At 37.8% G+C, this 18829-nt stretch carries 19 protein-coding genes; 10 read left to right on the top strand and 9 right to left on the bottom strand.

The annotated features are described in order from the left end of the window. Positions 1-489 carry a gliding motility lipoprotein GldH gene (locus tag A9996_RS13145; RefSeq protein ID WP_066435790.1) on the bottom strand — a complete coding sequence of 163 codons (489 nt, stop codon included), beginning with the start codon at positions 487-489 and terminating at the stop codon, positions 1-3. Next, entirely contained in the window at positions 479-1753 is a 1275-nt protein-coding gene (locus tag A9996_RS13140) for a PSP1 domain-containing protein (protein ID WP_066435786.1), read from the bottom strand. The genes A9996_RS13145 and A9996_RS13140 overlap by 11 nt, the downstream gene beginning before the upstream one ends. 322 nt (positions 1754-2075) lie before the next feature. On the opposite strand from A9996_RS13140, the gene A9996_RS13135 reads away from it, so the two are divergent. Both A9996_RS13135 and A9996_RS13130 read left to right on the top strand, forming a co-directional pair. Next, entirely contained in the window at positions 2076-2264 is a 189-nt protein-coding gene (locus A9996_RS13135; protein ID WP_066435783.1) for a hypothetical protein, read from the top strand. 14 nt (positions 2265-2278) lie between these two features. Continuing rightward, complete coding sequence (locus A9996_RS13130; RefSeq protein WP_066435780.1) at positions 2279-3487, top strand: peptidoglycan DD-metalloendopeptidase family protein; 1209 nt, start codon at positions 2279-2281, stop codon at positions 3485-3487. 45 nt (positions 3488-3532) lie between these two features. Here the strand turns inward: A9996_RS13130 and trhO are convergent, their stop codons facing one another. Next, positions 3533-4597 carry an oxygen-dependent tRNA uridine(34) hydroxylase TrhO gene (gene trhO / locus A9996_RS13125; protein ID WP_066435777.1) on the bottom strand — a complete coding sequence of 355 codons (1065 nt, stop codon included), beginning with the start codon at positions 4595-4597 and terminating at the stop codon, positions 3533-3535. Positions 4598-5115: 518 nt separating this feature from the next. On the opposite strand from trhO, the gene recA reads away from it, so the two are divergent. From recA to A9996_RS13100, 5 genes are all read left to right on the top strand, one after another. After that, the gene (gene recA / locus A9996_RS13120) at positions 5116-6132 is read left to right on the top strand and encodes a recombinase RecA (RefSeq protein ID WP_066435775.1); all 1017 of its coding nucleotides are present in this window, start codon (positions 5116-5118) and stop codon (positions 6130-6132) included. Positions 6133-6267: 135 nt separating this feature from the next. Further along, the gene (locus tag A9996_RS13115) at positions 6268-6675 is read left to right on the top strand and encodes a hypothetical protein (RefSeq protein ID WP_066435772.1); all 408 of its coding nucleotides are present in this window, start codon (positions 6268-6270) and stop codon (positions 6673-6675) included. 29 nt (positions 6676-6704) lie between these two features. Beyond that, the gene (locus tag A9996_RS13110) at positions 6705-7037 is read left to right on the top strand and encodes a hypothetical protein (protein ID WP_146608934.1); all 333 of its coding nucleotides are present in this window, start codon (positions 6705-6707) and stop codon (positions 7035-7037) included. Positions 7038-7066: 29 nt separating this feature from the next. Then, positions 7067-7609, top strand: coding sequence for an RNA polymerase sigma factor (locus tag A9996_RS13105; protein WP_066435767.1), 543 nt, complete (start codon positions 7067-7069; stop codon positions 7607-7609). Continuing rightward, on the top strand, positions 7610-9151 hold the full coding sequence (locus A9996_RS13100) for a hypothetical protein (RefSeq protein WP_066435766.1): 1542 nt from the start codon (positions 7610-7612) through the stop codon (positions 9149-9151). A gap of 76 nt (positions 9152-9227) precedes the next feature. Here the strand turns inward: A9996_RS13100 and A9996_RS13095 are convergent, their stop codons facing one another. Beyond that, positions 9228-9968, bottom strand: a complete 741-nt coding sequence (locus A9996_RS13095; protein ID WP_066435764.1) for a lysophospholipid acyltransferase family protein — start codon at positions 9966-9968, stop codon at positions 9228-9230. A 103-nt stretch (positions 9969-10071) separates the two neighbouring features. Between A9996_RS13095 and trpS the strand changes: the two genes are divergently transcribed. After that, positions 10072-11040: a tryptophan--tRNA ligase gene (trpS, locus tag A9996_RS13090; protein WP_066435763.1), complete on the top strand. Its 969-nt coding sequence runs from the start codon at positions 10072-10074 to the stop codon at positions 11038-11040. Between the two features lie 45 nt (positions 11041-11085). On the opposite strand, the gene dprA is transcribed toward trpS, so the two are convergent. Beyond that, the gene (gene dprA / locus A9996_RS13085) at positions 11086-12189 is read right to left on the bottom strand and encodes a DNA-processing protein DprA (RefSeq protein ID WP_066435761.1); all 1104 of its coding nucleotides are present in this window, start codon (positions 12187-12189) and stop codon (positions 11086-11088) included. A gap of 103 nt (positions 12190-12292) precedes the next feature. On the opposite strand from dprA, the gene A9996_RS13080 reads away from it, so the two are divergent. Then, a complete protein-coding gene (locus A9996_RS13080) occupies positions 12293-13231 on the top strand; it encodes an HU domain-containing protein (RefSeq protein WP_066435759.1) in 939 nt (312 codons plus the stop codon). 175 nt (positions 13232-13406) lie between these two features. Further along, on the top strand, positions 13407-13916 hold the full coding sequence (locus A9996_RS13075) for an acyl-CoA thioesterase (RefSeq protein WP_066435756.1): 510 nt from the start codon (positions 13407-13409) through the stop codon (positions 13914-13916). 306 nt (positions 13917-14222) lie between these two features. On the opposite strand, the gene A9996_RS13070 is transcribed toward A9996_RS13075, so the two are convergent. The 4 genes from A9996_RS13070 to A9996_RS13055 all read right to left on the bottom strand — a co-directional run bounded on the left by A9996_RS13070 (position 14223) and on the right by A9996_RS13055 (position 18763). Beyond that, on the bottom strand, positions 14223-15419 hold the full coding sequence (locus tag A9996_RS13070) for a murein hydrolase activator EnvC family protein (RefSeq protein WP_248912349.1): 1197 nt from the start codon (positions 15417-15419) through the stop codon (positions 14223-14225). Positions 15420-15445: 26 nt separating this feature from the next. Then, positions 15446-16219: a lipoprotein insertase outer membrane protein LolB1 gene (lolB1, locus tag A9996_RS13065; RefSeq protein ID WP_066435753.1), complete on the bottom strand. Its 774-nt coding sequence runs from the start codon at positions 16217-16219 to the stop codon at positions 15446-15448. After that, the gene (locus A9996_RS13060) at positions 16216-17577 is read right to left on the bottom strand and encodes a tetratricopeptide repeat protein (protein WP_066435750.1); all 1362 of its coding nucleotides are present in this window, start codon (positions 17575-17577) and stop codon (positions 16216-16218) included. Before A9996_RS13060 ends, lolB1 begins: the two co-directional genes overlap by 4 nt. 166 nt (positions 17578-17743) lie before the next feature. Beyond that, entirely contained in the window at positions 17744-18763 is a 1020-nt protein-coding gene (locus A9996_RS13055) for a sugar phosphate nucleotidyltransferase (protein ID WP_066435748.1), read from the bottom strand. Positions 18764-18829 lie beyond the last annotated feature (66 nt).

Genomic DNA, 18829 nt, shown 5'->3' with positions numbered 1-18829 from the left:
TTAATTAGTTGCAGGCTCTATTCTGAACCCCACATCTGTAATACCTTCTAAGTTATCAACGCCATTAACCTCACCATTATTACGCATAACGTGTTGAATGGTGACCGTATATGCACCAGCTTCATCAAACTGAACACGCTCCTTATACCACAACTTATTCTCCTTAATATCTGTAAACCCCTCTCCTAAAAGGGCTCCGTTGGGTTTGGTCATTTGATACTCCAGGGTGTCTTTTACCGTTTTACCGTTAGGAAAATTTATCTCTGCAATCAAGAATAAGTTGCTGAATTTATAGTCGTTCGTGTTTCTGATGTTGATAAACAGATTGTAGAGTTTTGTAGAATCTGGAGGTGTCATGGTAAAGGATATCAAAGTGTCCTTGTTCCATTGATTGGGCACCGATTTATACTCGTCAAAAATTTGATTGGAATCACAACTGAACACCAAAAGCACACTTGTTAAAATTATCCAAGAAAATTTATTTGACATCGTTAGGATTAGATTTTTTCGGGTTTGGCTTTCTGCGTTTCTTCTGCCCGGTTTTTTGAGGCGGTTTTTGTTGGGATTGCTCTTGAGGTTTATTTTGATCAGTAGTTTCTCTCGGCTGCTCTGGTCTTTTGGTTTTACTCTTATTGGTTTTACGTTTCGTTTTGCGTTTTGGACTATCAAAGCGCGTTAAACTATCCTGACCTACTACATTTTCAAAATCGGCTTTGACCTCTTCAATGAGCTCTGAGGCATATTCTTCAAGACTTGCTACCTTCTGTTTTTTCTTGTTTAAGGCAATAATTTCATTGGCCTGATCTGTGGTCAGTTTGTGCCAATTCATCCATTCGCCTTCATAGGCGTACCACATAAAGCCTTTAAAAATGTCGGTTTTTTGGCATACTGCGGTACCTTTTTCAGTGTAAAGCTTGATCTCTGTTTTTGGAAAATCTTTTAGAGCATCCAAGTACGAATCCAATTCATAGTTAAGACAACATTTCAACTTCCCACATTGGCCCGCTAATTTTAACGGATTTAAAGACAATTGCTGGTAGCGTGCTGCAGAGGTACTGACCGATCTAAAATCAGTTAACCACGTCGAACAACACAACTCACGTCCGCAAGACCCAATACCACCAAGACGCGCCGCTTCCTGACGGAAACCAACTTGCTTCATTTCAATACGGGTACGGAATTCTTTGGCAAATAATTTTATCAATTCCCTGAAGTCAACACGCTCTTCTGCAGTGTAATAGAACGTCGCTTTACTGGCATCTCCTTGATATTCAATGTCAGAAATCTTCATGTGCAATTTCAAGTCAATCGCAAATTGACGCGCTTTGACCTTCATTGGATCTTCCTTGTCACGGGCTTCAGACCATACATCAATATCGCGTTGTGACGCTTTACGGTAGATTTTTAAAACGTTTTCTTCATCGTCAATTTTAACGTGTTTACGCTTCATTTGAATCCTTACCAATTCTCCAGTAAGGGTCACCATACCAATATCGTGGCCAGATTGCGCTTGGGTAGCAACAACATCGCCAATACTCAGGGTTAAATTTTCTGTATTTTTATAATATTCTTTACGTCCATTTTTAAAACGTACTTCAACACCAATAAAAGGCTCCTCTCCTTGTGGGAGAGACATGTTGGCCAACCAATCAAAAACCGTCAGTTTATTGCAGCTATCAGTGCCACAAGTACCATTGTTTTTGCATCCTTTTGGTTGTCCATCCTTTCCGGTTGAGCAACTAGTACAACTCATGCTATGTTATATATAAAATTCGTCTGGTAACGAATGAGGATTAATAATTATGGCCTTGGTCTGTAAAAAAATTACCACCATAACGGAAAAGGCAATGCCATATACTTTCAGAACGTAAAGATAAGATTATTTATTTCAGTTGTATAATTGAAGATCATGTAACTCGATATAATCGTTTAAAAAATTACAAGACTCTTAATAACAGTGTATTAAAATTATTAATTAACTTTAACTACCCGTTTCTAACATGTTCGAAAATGCTCCTGCTCACATTTTCAAAACGCTTCGATGTTGTGTAAGTAACCATTAAATAAACAGCATCATGAAATCGAACTTTACTTTATTTTTTATTGGCTTTTTGATCTTTACCGTCCACCATACATATGCACAAGATATGAATGCCAACGTGGTAGGAGGCGCGTACCCCCTGAACGGAAACCAAGCGCCTTGTTTAACTGATTATCAAAGAGATGCAGTTAAAGCGGAAATTAAACCGGTATTGCACAGTTAAAAACGCAGAACAAGTTGGCCTTTGATGGTGCTAAAAAAATTATCAGTCATCCTTTATTTTCTTGGCCTATCAGAAAAGCAGCTGGTATCAATTATGATGATATTTATACTGCCAGATTCTATGTAGATCAGGACATGACATATCCAAACAAAATATTAGACTTTAACTGTGGCACTAAAACTTATGATACAAGTGCTGGTTATAACCACGCCGGTGTAGATCTCGTGACTTGGCCGTTTGCGTGGAAAATGGTTGACCAAAACGGTGTAGAGATCATTGCTGCCGCTGCTGGTCAAATTATGGCCAAAGGGGGTTCACAATTTGATAGAAGCTGCACAAACAATGATAATGTTTGGAATGCTGTATATGTGCAACATGCTGATGGAAGTGTTGCTCTATATGGCCATATGAAAAAAAATTCGTTGACTACAAAAATTGTTGGTGATATGGTAGCTGAAGGTGAATTTCTGGGTATTGTAGGAAGTTCTGGAAATTCTGCAACTCCACATTTACATTTTGAGGTGTATGCGTCCATCGATCCTGACGTTTTGATTGATCCTTTTTCAGGTAATTGTAACAGCCTCAATTCTGATTCTTGGTGGCAAAATCAAAGACCACACACAGATCCAAAAATCAATGCTGTGTTAACCCATGGCAATATTCCTGTTTTTCCTGAATGTCCTAACCCAGAAATCACCTATGAAAGTGATGATTTTAATGCTGCTGACCAGATTCATTTTGGGGTTTATTTGAGAGATCAGCTTGCTGGAACCTCCATAAATTTAAAAATCATCAGACCAGATGATTCGATCTTGTATAATTGGGATTACACTTTAGTTGACAATTACGACAGCTCTTGGTGGATGTGGTACTATTCAGGTGTTTACAATATGAACGGTCAGTGGAGGTGGCAAGCCACCTATCAACTTCAAACGGTAACCCATAGCTTCAATGTTACTGGAGTATTAGGCCTTGATGAAGAAGATTTTAGCACCACATCCATCTATCCAAATCCTTTTAAAAATCGCGTCACCGTTATTTCCAAAAGTATGATTCAGAAAGCTACGGTTACAGATGTTTTGGGCAAAACAGTTTCAGTTATCAGTACTTCTAATGAAGGCATCAAAGAAATAAACCTTGAATCACTTTCAAAAGGTATGTACTTTTTGACTTTAGAAGGGAATTCCAACCAGCACAAAATCATAAAATTGATAAAAGAATAAGCTTGCAAATAGTAAAGGCTTCGAAAAACTACGTAAGCCTTTTTTTTATTGCTGCAGTACTTCAAAAATATTTCGCAGGTCCTTTTTATAAGACAAATGATCAGCGCGTCCTTTTTTAAAGATATCATTGCTGTTGCCTTGTCCTTTTCTGAGTTCTTTTTGCTCATCATATGGCAATCGGCTCACTTCCATACAAGTAGTTGAGCAGCAGTTTTCCATTTTTGCTTTGCAACCTTCACATTGGATAAATAATAAATGGCATGCGTCATTGGCACAATTGGTATGTAAATCAGCAGGTTGGCCGCATTGATGGCATTGGGCAATGACATCTTCAGAAATACGTTCTGACCGTCGTTGGTCAAACACAAAGTTCTTTCCAATAAATTTATTTTCCAAACCTTCTTCATTGATCTGTCTCACATAATTTATGATCCCACCATCTAACTGAAACACATTTTTAAAGCCTTTATGCTTGTAATACGCACTTGCTTTTTCACAACGGATGCCTCCAGTACAATACATGACTAAGTTTCTATCTTCTTTATGGTCTTTCAAATCGGCCTCAATAATATCCAAAGATTCTCTGAACGTATCCACATCAGGAGTTACGGCATTTTTAAAATGACCAATTTCACTTTCATAATGGTTCCTCATATCTACCAAAACGGTATTTTGATCTTCAATAAGTTCATTAAACCGCGCTGCATCCAAATGAATACCTTTATTGGTCACATCAAATGTAGCATCGTTCAATCCGTCAGCTACAATTTTATCGCGCACTTTGACCTTGAGTTTTAAAAACGCAAAATTATCCTGCTCAATAGCAATATTGAGACGGACGTTTTCCAAAAAGGTAATACTATCCAAATGGGTTTTAAATGGTTCAAACTGATCGGCTGGTAATGATAATTGGGCATTGATACCTTCATGGGCCACATAGATTCTACCAAGAACATCAAGAGCGTTCCAAGCTAGAAACATGTGATTTCTAAAAATTTCCGGATTGCCAATTTTGGCGTAGGCATAGAAAGAGATGGTCAAACGGTCTTTTCCCGCTTGATCAATAAGTGCTGCTCTTTCTTTAGCGCTTAAGTTATTGTACAGTTGCATGCTATACTAATTGTTTTAAGGTTAAAGTGGGGCAAAGATAGGGAAAAAATGTGGCAGTCATCCCGCCTTCGCAAAAGCTTCGGACGGGCGAGCAGTCGGCAGTAACGGTCATCGGTCATCTGTCATCTGTCGTATCTCCATAAAAAAAGCACCGAAGATCAATCTTAGGTGCTTTTTCGAGGACTAACTCGTTATCAAATATTTTTTAAATTTCCATTTATAAAATACATAACGAGCTAACCTCCATCGGCTTTACAATTACCATTTACACTTATGGCAATTGAAACGCCCAATGCGTTGTTAAAAATAATTTTCTTAAAAAACTTCATCTGGTGCATTTTAAAGGTTATTAAAACTCAGATAAAACGTGGCATCTTATAAAATGACCCACTTCATAGCAAGATTTCCCAATCTTATTAAATAGATGCAAAAACTATAAAAAGGTTGCGTCATTAAGATTATTAAGATGAAAAAAAAATCGTAATTTAGCTCGATAAAATTTAGAAAAAGAACAACAAATGAGTAGTGAAAAAGAAGCAAAATTAAAAGCCCTACAACTTACTTTAGATAAGTTGGATAAAGCCTATGGCAAAGGGACTGTGATGAAAATGAGTGACAAATCTGTGGTTGATGTTGAGGCCATTTCTTCAGGATCCTTAGGTTTGGATATCGCTTTAGGTGTTGGTGGATATCCACGTGGTAGGGTGATTGAAATATATGGCCCAGAATCGTCTGGTAAAACAACGCTAACGTTACACGCCATAGCCGAAGCGCAAAAAACTGGTGGTATTGCTGCATTTATTGATGCAGAGCACGCCTTTGATAGAACCTATGCTGAGAAATTAGGCGTAGACTTAGAAAACTTGATTATTTCGCAACCTGACAATGGTGAACAAGCCTTGGAAATTGCCGATAATTTAATTCGCTCTGGCGCTATTGATATCGTAGTTATCGATTCTGTTGCGGCATTGACTCCTAAAAGTGAGATTGAAGGCGAAATGGGCGACTCCAAAATGGGCTTGCATGCCCGATTGATGTCTCAAGCTCTAAGAAAACTTACGGGCTCGATCAGTAAAACAAACTGTACCGTGATTTTCATTAACCAACTACGTGAAAAAATTGGTGTGATGTTTGGGAATCCTGAAACTACAACTGGTGGTAATGCCTTAAAATTCTATGCTTCTGTAAGGCTGGATATCAGACGTTCAACTCAAATAAAAGAAACTGATGGTAGCGTATCTGGTAATAAAACGCGTGTTAAGGTGGTGAAAAATAAAGTGGCTCCGCCTTTTAAAATGGCAGAGTTTGACATCATGTACGGCGAAGGAATTTCTAAAGTTGGTGAGATTTTAGATATTGCCGTAGAAAATGAAATTGTAAAGAAAAGCGGCTCATGGTTTAGCTATGAAGAGACAAAACTAGGCCAAGGTAGAGATGCTGTTAAAGCCCTAATTAAAGACAATCCTGAGTTGATGGATGAGCTTGAGGCCAAGGTTAGAAAAATAGCCAAAGCTGCTACTTCTGGTGATGAGTAAATCACGATTAATCAAGAGTTGAAACATAAATTATAAAAATCCCTTTTACGAGGGATTTTTTTATTTACAACGCAACCTTTATGCATGAGCTGCATCTAACGAATGTAAAGGAATCTTTAATTAAATCAAATTCTTATGAAAAAGTTAATTTTTATATGTGCGGTAATGTTGTCTTTGGCTTCTTGTAATACAGACGATTCCAACGAGTTTTACAATGAGATTTTGCCTATTGAAAGCGTAGACATTCCTGAAGAATTTATTCTTGGAGAAATTTACCCGATAACTGTAACCTATATTAGACCTGCTGGATGTTATGTTTTTTATGATTTTTATTATACCCGCAACTTAAACCAACGGACCGTTGCTGTGATGAACACTTTTTTTCCTAACGAAAATTGCGGACTTGCCGAAGAAGGAGAAGCTCAAGCGACCTTCAACTTTAAAGTAACAAGCAATGGCACTTACATTTTTAAGTTTTGGCAAGGGAAGGATGACAGCGGAACAGATTTATATTATATTGTAGAAGTGCCTGTTGTGGAATAAATAAGACACAAGAACCAAATATATAATTCATGAAAAAATTAATTTGCATAGTTATTTTTTTGAATTTCATTATAGTTTCATGCAGTAAAGATGACACGAATGACGAATTTCAAGACGCAACAGTTTTAGAGAAAGGATTGGATTGTGGAAATTTATTTTTGATTAAATTTAATAATGCTGTGCCTGGAGTTCCAACATATGATTTTGAAAATATATTCTACGAAATCAATTTACCCGACGCATATAAAATTGAAGGGAAGAAAATTAAAGTCAAAGTTAGAGCCCCTAAAAATGATGAAGCTGTGGCTTGTACAACATTGGGAATTGGATATCCACTAATGTACATTGTTGAAGTAAAATAAAATGCCGAAAACCACTAATACTAAAACATGTGAGTTTAGAACAACTCATCATCAATTGTAAAAAGAACGATGCTCAAGCACAAAGCCAAATATACAAGCTCTTCTCGGGCAAACTGTTTTCGCTATGTCTTAAGTATTCTAAAAATTATGCAGAGGCACAAGACAATCTGCAGGATGCCTTTGTGACCATTTTTAAAAAGATGGATCAGTTTAGCCATAAAGGTTCTTTGGAAGGTTGGATGAAACGCATCACCATCAATACTGCGCTTCAGCGTTATAGAAGTGTTGGTGTTTTTGACATCGTCAATGAAGATCAAATAGAAGATGATGCCATTGAAATTAATGAAGACGAGGTGAGTCTTGATTTTTTATTGGGTATTATTCAGGAATTGCCAGACAGATACCGATTGGTGTTCAATCTTTATGTGTTAGATGATTATTCGCATAAGGAAATTGCTGAAATGCTCAATATTTCCACAGGAACTACCAAATCAAATCTTGCTAGGGCACGAATGATTTTAAAAGAAAAAATTGAACATTATAAAACGCGATCCAATTCGCAAAGTTTATAAATGAATGAAAAAAAACATATAGACCGCCTTTTTCAGGAGAAATTCAAGAGTTTTGAAGCCACTCCTGACGATGCCGTATGGGAAAACATACACCAAGAGCTTCATAAAGACGAGCGGAAACGCCGCGTGGTTCCTTTTTGGTGGAAAACGGCAGGCGTTGCGGCCCTGTTAGCGTTGTTGCTTACGGTTGGCAATGCCGTATTTAACAAAGACAACAATTTGACTACGCCTAATCATACTGTGGTTGGCACTAAAACTAACAAGAGCTCATCTGAAGGTACCAAGACAACTACCACCGATAAAAATAAAAACAATTCAAGCGAATTTGGAAAGGATAATTCTAATACCATAGGTAATACGAACCCTGCTCAAGCAGATAGCATTAATTCTAAAAACAACAAGACGCAGCACCTTGCCACCATCAATAACAAAACAGGCGACCAAATTGCGCATGAGGCTTCTTCAAGAGAAAATTCCAATACAACGTCCAATTCACAAGCCGGACAAAATGCTTCTCAAAAAGATCAAACAGCTACTTTAAATTCTAAGGAAGACGTTATCGTTAAAAACACTTCAAATCTATCGCAGCCTAACTCTAATGATGAAGTTATCAGCCCAAGCAATGAAAGTGCTAAAACCATTCTTGATGGCAAAAAAGCGAATACCGAGGTAACTAGAGTTTCAGATCAAAATATATCAAAGGAAACCGAAAAGATCACTCCAGATAAAGATCTCGCAGCTTCAACTAAAGAAGAAAGTATTGAGGATGCTATTGCCAAAGCTAATCCTACAAATGAAGAAGAAAAAGAAGAGCAACCCAACAGGTGGAACATTACCCCTAATGTGGCACCTGTTTATTTTAACAGCTTAGGTAAAGGCTCGTCAATTGACGGGCAGTTTGTAAATAACACCAAAAGTGGTGAGGTCAATATGAGTTATGGCATTAGCGGGAGTTACGCCCTAAATGATAAGATAAAAATAAGGGCAGGAATCAATAAGGTAGATTTAGGTTATAGCACTGATGGTGTTATTGCCTTTAATGACATAAATAGTTTCAGCGGAAAGACAGGCAAGGCAGAATTGCGTAATATCAACTTTAAAAATCAAAGTGCCTCAAATTCTTATTTGAGCACTTCTAACATTAATGTGAATTCCGCACCGCAATTTTTAGTCTTAAATGCCGATGGGGCTTTGGAGCAGCGGTTTGGTTATATTGAAGTGCCTTTAGAATTAGAATACAGCATTATCAATACCAAATTCGGATTGAATGTTATTGGTGGTTTTAGCACACTCTTTCTTAATACTAATGAGATTTACTCGTTGATTGAAAGTGAACGTTTGCTTGTGGGAGAAGCAAATAATATCAATAGCACCAGTTATAGCGCCAATTTTGGCTTAGGGTTTAATTATAACGTGTCGCGCACCTTAAAACTAAATCTTGAGCCCATGTTCAAATATCAAATAAACACATTTACCAATACTTCTGGAGATTTTAGACCTTATTTTATTGGGGTATATACAGGATTTAGTTTTAAGTTTTAGTTTTTTTTAGTTGGTTAGATAGTTATTGCAATTTGCAATGATGAAGAGAAGCTGCTCTGTGCCAAGAGCAGCTTTTTTAATGGTTGTGGTAAGCCAATAATTGCCCAAGTATAGTTGATCTCGCTTGTTCATTCAGCGTTTTTGCGTCCTTTGAAGTCATTCCTTCAGTACTCAAAAATGGATGTACCTTAACGCGCATCCTTCCTGGTCCACCACTAAAAAAACATAAGGAAAACCGTTTTTTATTATCTGCAAAAGTCATGGGCACAATCGGAATTTGATGATTAATGGCCAATCTAAAGGCCCCATCCTTAAACTCGTCCAGTATAATCTTCTCGTCAGGCACACCGCCTTCAGGAAAAATACAGATGCTTAACCCTTGTTTTAAACGTTTCTGGGCTCTTAAAAACACCGCTTTTCTGCTCTTTTCAGAGCTTCTGTCCACCAAAATACAGGTACGCTTATAGAAAAATCCGAAAAGTGGAAGTTTAGCCAATTCCGCTTTTCCTACAAAAACGAAAGGGTTTTGTGCACTTACCAACATTAACATAATATCTGCCATAGACGTATGGTTGGCAATAAACATATAACTCTGTGTAGATTCTGGTGCTTGATCGCGTTCTATAAGCCATCTAAATCCCATTCCAACAAGAATGATTTTAGCCCATAAACGTGCCAGCTTAAAAAAATAAGGATACCATTCCTCTTTTAGGATAGATACCACCAATAAAGGAAATAACAGAAGGATTGGTAGGGTTACCAAAATGTAAAACCAAATCCGGTAAAGAATCCAAAGCGGATATTTTAAAATTTTCATCGATTCCAAAACTAATTAAATTTTTCGAGCTATAACTCGAAAAAAATTACCTTTGTGGCTCGTTGAACTATTAACAATATTCCCATTTTCGTGGGAAGTTACCATGGCAAGAATACTTACAGGCATACAAAGCACAGGAACACCGCATTTAGGAAATATTCTAGGGGCAATCCTTCCAGCAATTGAAATGGCGAATGATACTAAAAACAGTTCATTTTTATTTATTGCAGACATGCATTCCTTAACACAAATTAAAGATGCCGATACTCTAAGATATAATACCCATAGCGTTGCGGCAACCTGGTTGGCCTTTGGTTTGGATATTGAAAAAGTGGTCTTTTACCGTCAAAGTGATATCCCTCAAACTGCTGAACTTTCTTGGTATTTGAGTTGCTTTTTTCCTTATCAACGTTTGACTTTGGCTCATAGTTTCAAAGATAAATCAGATCGATTGGAAGATGTAAATGCAGGACTATTCTCCTATCCCATGTTGATGGCGGCAGACATTTTATTGTATGATGCTGAAATTATTCCGGTAGGAAAAGACCAATTACAGCACATTGAAATGACCCGAGATGTAGCTTCCCGTTTCCATGCCAAAATGGGCGAAACCTTTGTGATGCCCGAAGGTAAAATTCAAGAAAACACGATGCTGATTCCTGGAACTGATGGTGCCAAAATGAGCAAAAGCAAAAATAATTTTATTAATATATTCTTACCGGAAAAACAATTGCGCAAACAAATCATGTCCATTGAAACGGACAGCACTCCTTTAGAAGAGCCGAAAGATTGGAGCTCTTGCAACTGTTTCGCTATTTATAGTTTATTGGCTTCTGATGAAGACGTTCAGAACATGAAACAGAATTATGAACAAGGTAATTATGGATACGGACATGCCAAACAGGCCTTGTATGAATTAATCATTAGCAAGTTTGAAATGCCTCGTGAACGCTACCATTATTTCATGAATCATTTGGAAGAAATTGACAATGCGCTTGCAGTAGGTGCTGAAAAGGCTAAAGTAGTGGCTAATGCCGTTTTGGGACGTGTGCGTACGAAGCTTGGTTATTAATTAACAAGATCTTTCATGTCTCTAATACCTGAAGGGTTGGTACAATTAAATCACCTCAAACAATTTACCTGGAAGCGGTCTAATCACTCCTTTAAGTTCCATATTTAAAAGGACGCCCGCCACTTTAAAAATAGGCATCTTACATTCTAAAGCAATACTGTCCAAAAGCTGCTGCTCGTTTATTTTGAGAAAACTGTAGATAATTTTTTCATCAGCTTCCAGTTCTACAAATAATTGCTTTTGAATCGCAGGTTTTTTATCAGTGTTTAATTCCCAATTCAACATATACGGTAAATCCATAGGATTTGACAACAAGTGTGCCTTTTGATATTTGATCAGGTTATTGCAACCTGCACTTTGAGAATCCGTAGTTCTCCCTGGCACTGCAAAAACATCTCTATTGTAAGAATTGGCAATATCAGCAGTCACCAGACTTCCTCCCCGCTCTGCCGATTCAATAACAATCGTGGCTTCACTCACCCCAGCAATCACGCGGTTGCGCTTTAAAAAATTCTCTCGTTCCGGATTTGATGTACTCCAAAACTCGGTTAAAAATCCACCGTTTTTCTCTATTTCTGCCACATATCTTTTATGCACTTTTGGGTAGACCTGATTTAATCCATGTGCCAAACAACCTACCGTTTGCAAATTGTGCTTTAAAGCCAATTTTTGGGCTGTAATATCGGTGCCATAGGCAAATCCTGAAATGATGACAGGATTAAAAACTGCCAACTGTTCTATCAATTGCTCACAAAAGGCAATGCCTGAAGAGGTAATCATGCGTGTGCCCACAATACTAATGAGGCGCTTTTTCTTTAAATCGACCTTCCCCGATTGAAACAAAACAATAGGACCATCAATACAATGTTTCAATTTTTCGGGATAGTTGGCATCCATAAAGTACAAACATGTTACAGCATTTTCCTTGATGAATTTCAACTCAGCTTCTGCAGCAAGCAAATGAGTTTTGTTATAAACATCTTGCAACATGCTACTTCCAATCCCATCAATTTTTAATAAATGGTGTTTCTTTTCTTTAATCACCGCTTCCGCCGATCCGCAATGTGCGATCAACTTTTTAGCAGTAATGTCGCCTATTTTAGGCACATTTTGCAGCGCAAGAATATAAATTAAGTCCTGATCAGACATCTATAGGATTGATTTAGAGGGAAAAATATTTAAATTTAATCAATGTTAATAAATAGTAGAGGTTAAATTTCCATGAAAATCAAAAATTCCTAACTTTGTTTCAATGCATATAGAAACTTACATAAGCGATTTACTGTACCGTTACGACTGCGTAACGATCCCTGAATTTGGTGCTTTTTTGACCAAACGTGTCTCTGCAACACTTGATGAAAGCAACCATACTTTTTTTCCACCTAAAAAAGTTATCTCATTCAATGAGCAATTGCAGCATAATGATGGCTTATTGGCCAGTTATATTGCTGACGCGGAAAAGATACCTTATGAAATTGCCGTTCAGAAAATTAGCAAGCAGGTCAAGTCTATAAAATCTTTCTTGACTGAAGGTGAAACCTTAAGCTTTAGTACGATTGGCGATTTGGCATTGAACACCGATGGGAAGATTGTTTTTGAACCGTCCTACAACAGCAATTACCTAACGGATGCTTTTGGACTTTCAGAATTTGAAGTTTCCCATGTGAATCGTGAAGTTTATAAACAACAGGTAGAAACGCTTGAAGATGTGATTCCTATCTCAATAACTCCTGAAAGACGCGAAAAACGCTCTTATCTCAAATATGCTGCGGTAGCTCTTATCGCATTGACCGTTGGCGGATTTGCGGCGTCAACCTTTTATATTAATAAGGTAGAAACCCACAACCAATTGGCCCAAGAAGCTGCCAACCAACAATTGGACGCCAAAGTACAGGAAGCGACGTTCATTATCGAAAACCCGTTGCCTTCTGCAACATTAACTGTTGAAAAACAACAAGGCAAATACCATATTATTGCGGGCGCCTATAGGGTAGAAGAAAACTCAGATAAGAAGATAGCAGAGCTACAAGATCTCGGATTCAAAGCAAGAACTATTGGCGTCAATAAATACGGACTTCATGAAGTGGTCTACTCCAGCTATGAGAATAGCAATGAGGCTCTGATTGCTTTACGTGATATTCGTCAAACCTACAATAAGGAAGCTTGGTTGTTGGTTAGGGAACTTGAATAACTTTAAGATTATTACTTCCTAATTCCTAACATGCTGCAACATTCTTCTTAAAAGTTGGGTGTTCTCCACTTTTCAACTCAAAGATTAGTCATGCGTCTTGCTTTCAACAGTCACGTTGGCTGTAAATAATTCGCAAATTCGAGTTATCTTTGCACCTCATTTTAAAACATACCCAATGCAACCTAAACATCCACGAGAATCCTGTTCCATTATGACCGATTTGGTGCTCCCAAGTGAGACCAATCCACTCAATAATTTATTTGGTGGAGAGCTGTTGGCCCGTATGGACCGCGCTGCAAGTATTGCTGCAAGGCGTCATAGCCGTCGTATTGTGGTGACTGCATCTGTAAATCATGTGGCATTTAACAGAACCATTCCTTTAGGAAGTGTTGTGACCATTGAAGCTAAAGTTTCCAGAGCTTTTAAAACTTCAATGGAAGTGTTTATGGATGTATGGATTGAAGACCGTGAATCGGGTGTTAGAGCAAAGGCCAATGAAGCCATTTATACTTTTGTGGCTGTAGATGAAACTGGGCGTCCAACACAAATTGCTGAGATTGTTCCTGAAACTGATTTAGAAAAAGCACGTTTTGAAGCGGCCCTAAGACGCAAACAACTGAGTTTGGTATTGGCTGGAAAAATGAAACCTAACGAGGCTACGGAACTTAAAGCGCTGTTTCAGTAGAACACAGCTCTACTTTTTTACGGTTTAGGGAACATTCTTGATGGAGAATACTAGGCTGTAAAAAACGTCAAAAAAGGTGATCATTGTTGTTGGTGGAAATCACCAACAACGGCCACAAGTAGAACACAGCTCTACTTTTTTACGGTTTAGGGAACATTCTTGATGGAGAATACTAGACTGTAAAAAACGTCAAAAAAGGTGATTATTGTTGTTGGTGGAAAACACCAACAAAGGCCACAATTGTTGTTGGTGGAAAACACCAACAACGGCAAAATGGCACTATTGTGTTGGGCATGAATTATAAGCCTAGCGCACAATCCAAACTGAAGGATCCTGAAATTTTGAATCTTTATAGATAGCAAAACTCAACATAGTTTCACCGCTGGATTGGTCCGTGAAGACTTCAGCAATATCTTGATTGGTAGTCACGCGATCGCCTTTAACCACATACACTCTTGAAAGGTTTTTATAAACCGTAATGTAATTACCGTGCTGAATTAAAATCCACGGGTTTCCGTTCTTGGTACCTTGAACGGCCAATACTTCACCATTAAAAACCGCGCGTACCTTGGCATTTTTATCGGTAGCAATCCTGACGCCATTGCTGTTAATTTCTATACTGTTGTCAATAAGTGACCGCTGTTTGCCGTAACGTACTTTTATAACTCCCGTGCGCACGGGCCAAGGCAATTTTCCTTTATTGGACTCAAATTTAGCTTCCAACGCTTTAGCTTCAGGCGTTAACGCAAAACCTTTTGAAGTCGTTTCAGATTTTCCCGCTTTCTTGTTGGATGCTGCAATGGCTTCCCTGATCAATTTTTCAATTTCCCGGTCAATTCTATCTGCTTCTTGTTGTTTGGTTCTAATTTGTGAGACATAAGCTGTCATGTTTTTTCTTACTGAAGCCATAAGTTTTTGATGCTCTTTGACATCGTCTTCCAGCTTTTGCTTTGCCAACCGGTTTTCTTCAACCAGTTTGTCCTTGTCTTTCTTCTGTTGTAGCAAGGTAATGTTCAACTCTTGTAGCTTCTCTGTTTTACGCTTGATTTCCTCGCCTTGTTCCTTTTGGTAGTCTGTATATTGCCTAATGTACTGAAGTCGCTTATACGCCTGCTTAAAATTCTCTGACGACAGCAAAAACATAACCCGACTCTGTTCTGATTTACTTTTGTATGATTTAACTACCATAGCGGCATAATCTTCCTTCAGGTATTTTAACTGATCACGCAGACTGCTAATTTGTTTTTGATTGGTGTTGATTTCCCGAGTCAGTAAATTGGCTTGATCATTGGTGATCTTAATAAGGTTCTTGCGGACATTTACCTTATAATTTAAATCTTCAACGGTAGAAATAATTGATTTTTCTTCCTTCTTTTTGGTGAAAAGCAAAGTGTTGATCTGTTGGATTTCTTTCAGAATAGATTGACGTTTCGCCTCCAACTCCTGTTGCTTTTTACTTTGTGCATTCATGACGAGGGTGCACAAACTAAAAAGTAAGATCAATCGGAATATATTAGGTTGGTAACGCATTATTCAAGTTCAATTTCTTTAAATCCTGACGGAATGTTGAATGGAAAACGAACCTCGCCATTTAAGCTTATAGCTTTGAAATCAAGATCGATAATGATTTCATCATTTTTTTCCACTGCAATGATACGAATGTTTTCAGGAAAAATTTGCTTGCTCACCTCTTGATATTTCTTGTAATCTATCTGCAGCATACGTTTCTCTGCTGGTTGAGATAATTGCTGAGAATCCAATTTAAAAAATCCTGGATTGATCAAGAAAAACAGTTCAAATAGGGCCCGTTGATCTTTTGGTTGCAGTACGTAAGAGTCATCATTGGGAAGGGTTACATAGGTATCCTCTTTTAAATTAAAGATGGGCTCCCCAAGAAAGATATTCTGGATTTTTTTGAAGTCGATCTCAGTCCCCAAAAGTTTTGTCAGTAATGAAAAACCGCCATCAAAATACTGATTGCTGAGCTTGTCATAAAACTTCACGCTGTCTTGAGTAATCATAACGCGTGCAATAGCTAAAGGGGCACTTAACCAAATCACTTTATCCTTCTCCATTCTCAAGGTCACTGTGGTGCCGTTACTTTTGTCGCCATCTGTATAATCAATGCGTACCTTGGCCTGCAACGTTTTAAACCGAACATCTTGTTTGCCATTTTCTTTGATGATCTGTTTTGCGGTAATGCTTTTGTCAATTACGGCATTGGAAGTTAAGGTTTTGGTAGATCTACACCCTACACCCAAAACCATTATAAGTAATAACACACTAATTTTGTAAAGTCTCATTCATTTTGATTTGTTAAAGCGGCTGCCTTTTTTGCAAACGTTTGTGATTTGGAATTATCATTACTGAGCTTATAGGCCACACTGAGCTGGATGTAAAAATCTGCTTCCATCTTAGGATCTTCAACAACATAATCCAAGCCCGTTTCCAAACTGGCAATGGCATTTTTTGCCTGATTCAATTTATTGTGTGCCACACCATTAATGAGGTATAAAATAGGTTGTGCAGGGAATAATTCTAGAGCTTTTTGGCTTTTGGCAATTGCCTTTTCTTCCTGATCCAAATCGATTTGAAGTAGCAAGGCATCCTTAACTACCGAAAAGTTGTTCGGTTCTAATTTTAAGGCTTCTTCAAAATAGAATAAAGCCTTGGATTTATCTTCAAGTTTTAAATAATAGTGTGCCAACTCTACCAAGGTTTGAAAACTTTTGGTGTCATCAATCATTGCGGTAACGTCAACAAGATCTTTTTCGTGCTCTGGATGTTTGGAAACGAAATTTATAAAATCATTGAGCACTTTGGTCTTGGCATCGGCATTAATCTCAGGAGCAGTCAAAACGATTTTCATTGAAGCGATGGCATTCTCTGTTTGATTTTTATCCAAATAAAATTTGTACAACGCGAGATGCACCAACTTCGATTCTGGATGTAACTCCAATAATTTTTGAGCGGTTTCAAAAGCTTTTTCAGTTTCTCCTGTCTCACTATATCTGAAGATAAGCGTCAGATAGTTGGTTTCGTTTTCTGGATTTTTATCCAAACGCTCTTGTAAATTCTCGATCCGGTCCTCATCACGTCCAGTAATATTATAAATTTGATTCCTCAAATAATCTCTATCGGCACTAATCCCAAACTCTTTGTCCAGTTCGTCCAACAGTTTTAGAGCGTCCTTGTAATCCTTACTCTTAATATATAATGATGCCAAGTCCTGACGGTAATCAGGATGGTATTTGACCAATTGTTTTACGGTTTTTATTGCATTTTTGGTATCTCCCTGTTGGTTGTATAAATCATAAAGTTCATCCAAATACCACTCGTTATCAGGTTCTTTGGAAACCGCTCTTTTTAAGGCATCTTCGGCAGCGCCAAAATTTTTGAGCTTGTTAAAGTTTTTACCCAATTGATAGTAAACCACGGGTTTGTCATCCAATTTTTTACACTTCAAAAGCGCATCAATGGCACGTTGGTAGTTTTCAATGCCTTGTTGCTTTAGTGCTTCAAAAAAATATTCTTGGAATTGGTCTTCAATATTGCCGAGATCATCTGTAGGTCTTTGATTGAAATCAGCTTGGGCATAGGTGGTTTGGGGAATGATAAACATTCCTAAAACGAGAATTAATATGTAGACATTATGTTTCATTACTTTTGTGATGTCTCACTTAGGTTTGACATGACAAACTCATTTTTGACTGGTGGAAATAATATCTTAAAAATAACGAGATTAATAATGTTTACCTAAAGGTTTTTTGCTTGACTTAACAATTTGGCTCTCAGATGTTCCTGATATGGCACTGCCTTGGCAAGAATTATTCCAAAACAGAATAATCACCAATACTAATCGTCTTAAAATAACCATCGTACTGCACGTGATTCCCAATCATAGCCTCATCCAAATCAGCATTTTTTATGGTGCTGTGCGTTTGTATCAAACTGTTTTTTATGGTTGCATTTGTAATGGTGCAATTGTTTCCAATAGACACATTTGGACCAATGGTTGCATTTTTTAAAATAACATTTTCACCAATAAAGCAAGGTTCAATAATCTTTGAATTATCCAAACTTACAGAGTTTGCTACCATTTGTTCTTCACCATCGGCTTTCAAAAAACCCAACATTCTGGTGTTCGTCTCCACGGTAACTTCTTTATTGCCACAATCCATCCATTCTTCAACTTCACCCGTTTTAAAAACTTTGCCTTTGGCCATCATGCCTTTAATCCCATCATTAATTTGATATTCGCCGCCATGAATGATGTTGTTATCCAAAACATGCTGCAGCTCCTGTTTAAGAACGCTGACATCCTTAAAGTAGTATATACCAATAACTGCTAAATCACTCACAAAATCTTTTGGTTTTTCTACGAGCTCCACAATTTCTTTTTGGTCATTCAATTTAACAACACCATACGCCTCCGGTCGGTCCACTTGCTTTACCCAAATAACGGCATCAGCGTTTGGATCGAGATTAAAATCGGCTCTTATTAGGGTGTCGGCATAGGCGATGACTGCAGGGCCTGAAAGGGACTCTTTCGCGCACATAATCGCGTGACCCGTTCCCAAAGGTTGATCTTGACGATAGATAGAGGCTTTGGCACCTAAACCTGTGGCCAATTCTTTTAAACTCTCTACCACATCGTCTCCAAAGAATGCTGGATCGCCCAAGATAAAGGCGATTTCTTCAATAGGTTGATTCAATACTTTGGCAATATCTTTTACCAAACGGTGAACAATAGGTTGTCCTGCCACCGGAATCAATGGTTTTGGAACTGTTAATGTATGTGGGCGTAAACGTGAACCACGTCCGGCCATTGGGACTATTATTTTCATAAGCCTATCCTAAATCCTTTCCGAAGGAAAGGACTTTTCCTTTGTTTAAATTTATAAATTATTTGT

The sequence above is a fragment of the Gelidibacter algens genome, from assembly GCF_001678675.1.
Taxonomy (GTDB): domain Bacteria; phylum Bacteroidota; class Bacteroidia; order Flavobacteriales; family Flavobacteriaceae; genus Gelidibacter; species Gelidibacter algens.
The sequence above is the reverse complement of the archived record's forward strand: the minus strand, read 5'-3'. Positions and strand labels throughout refer to the sequence as shown.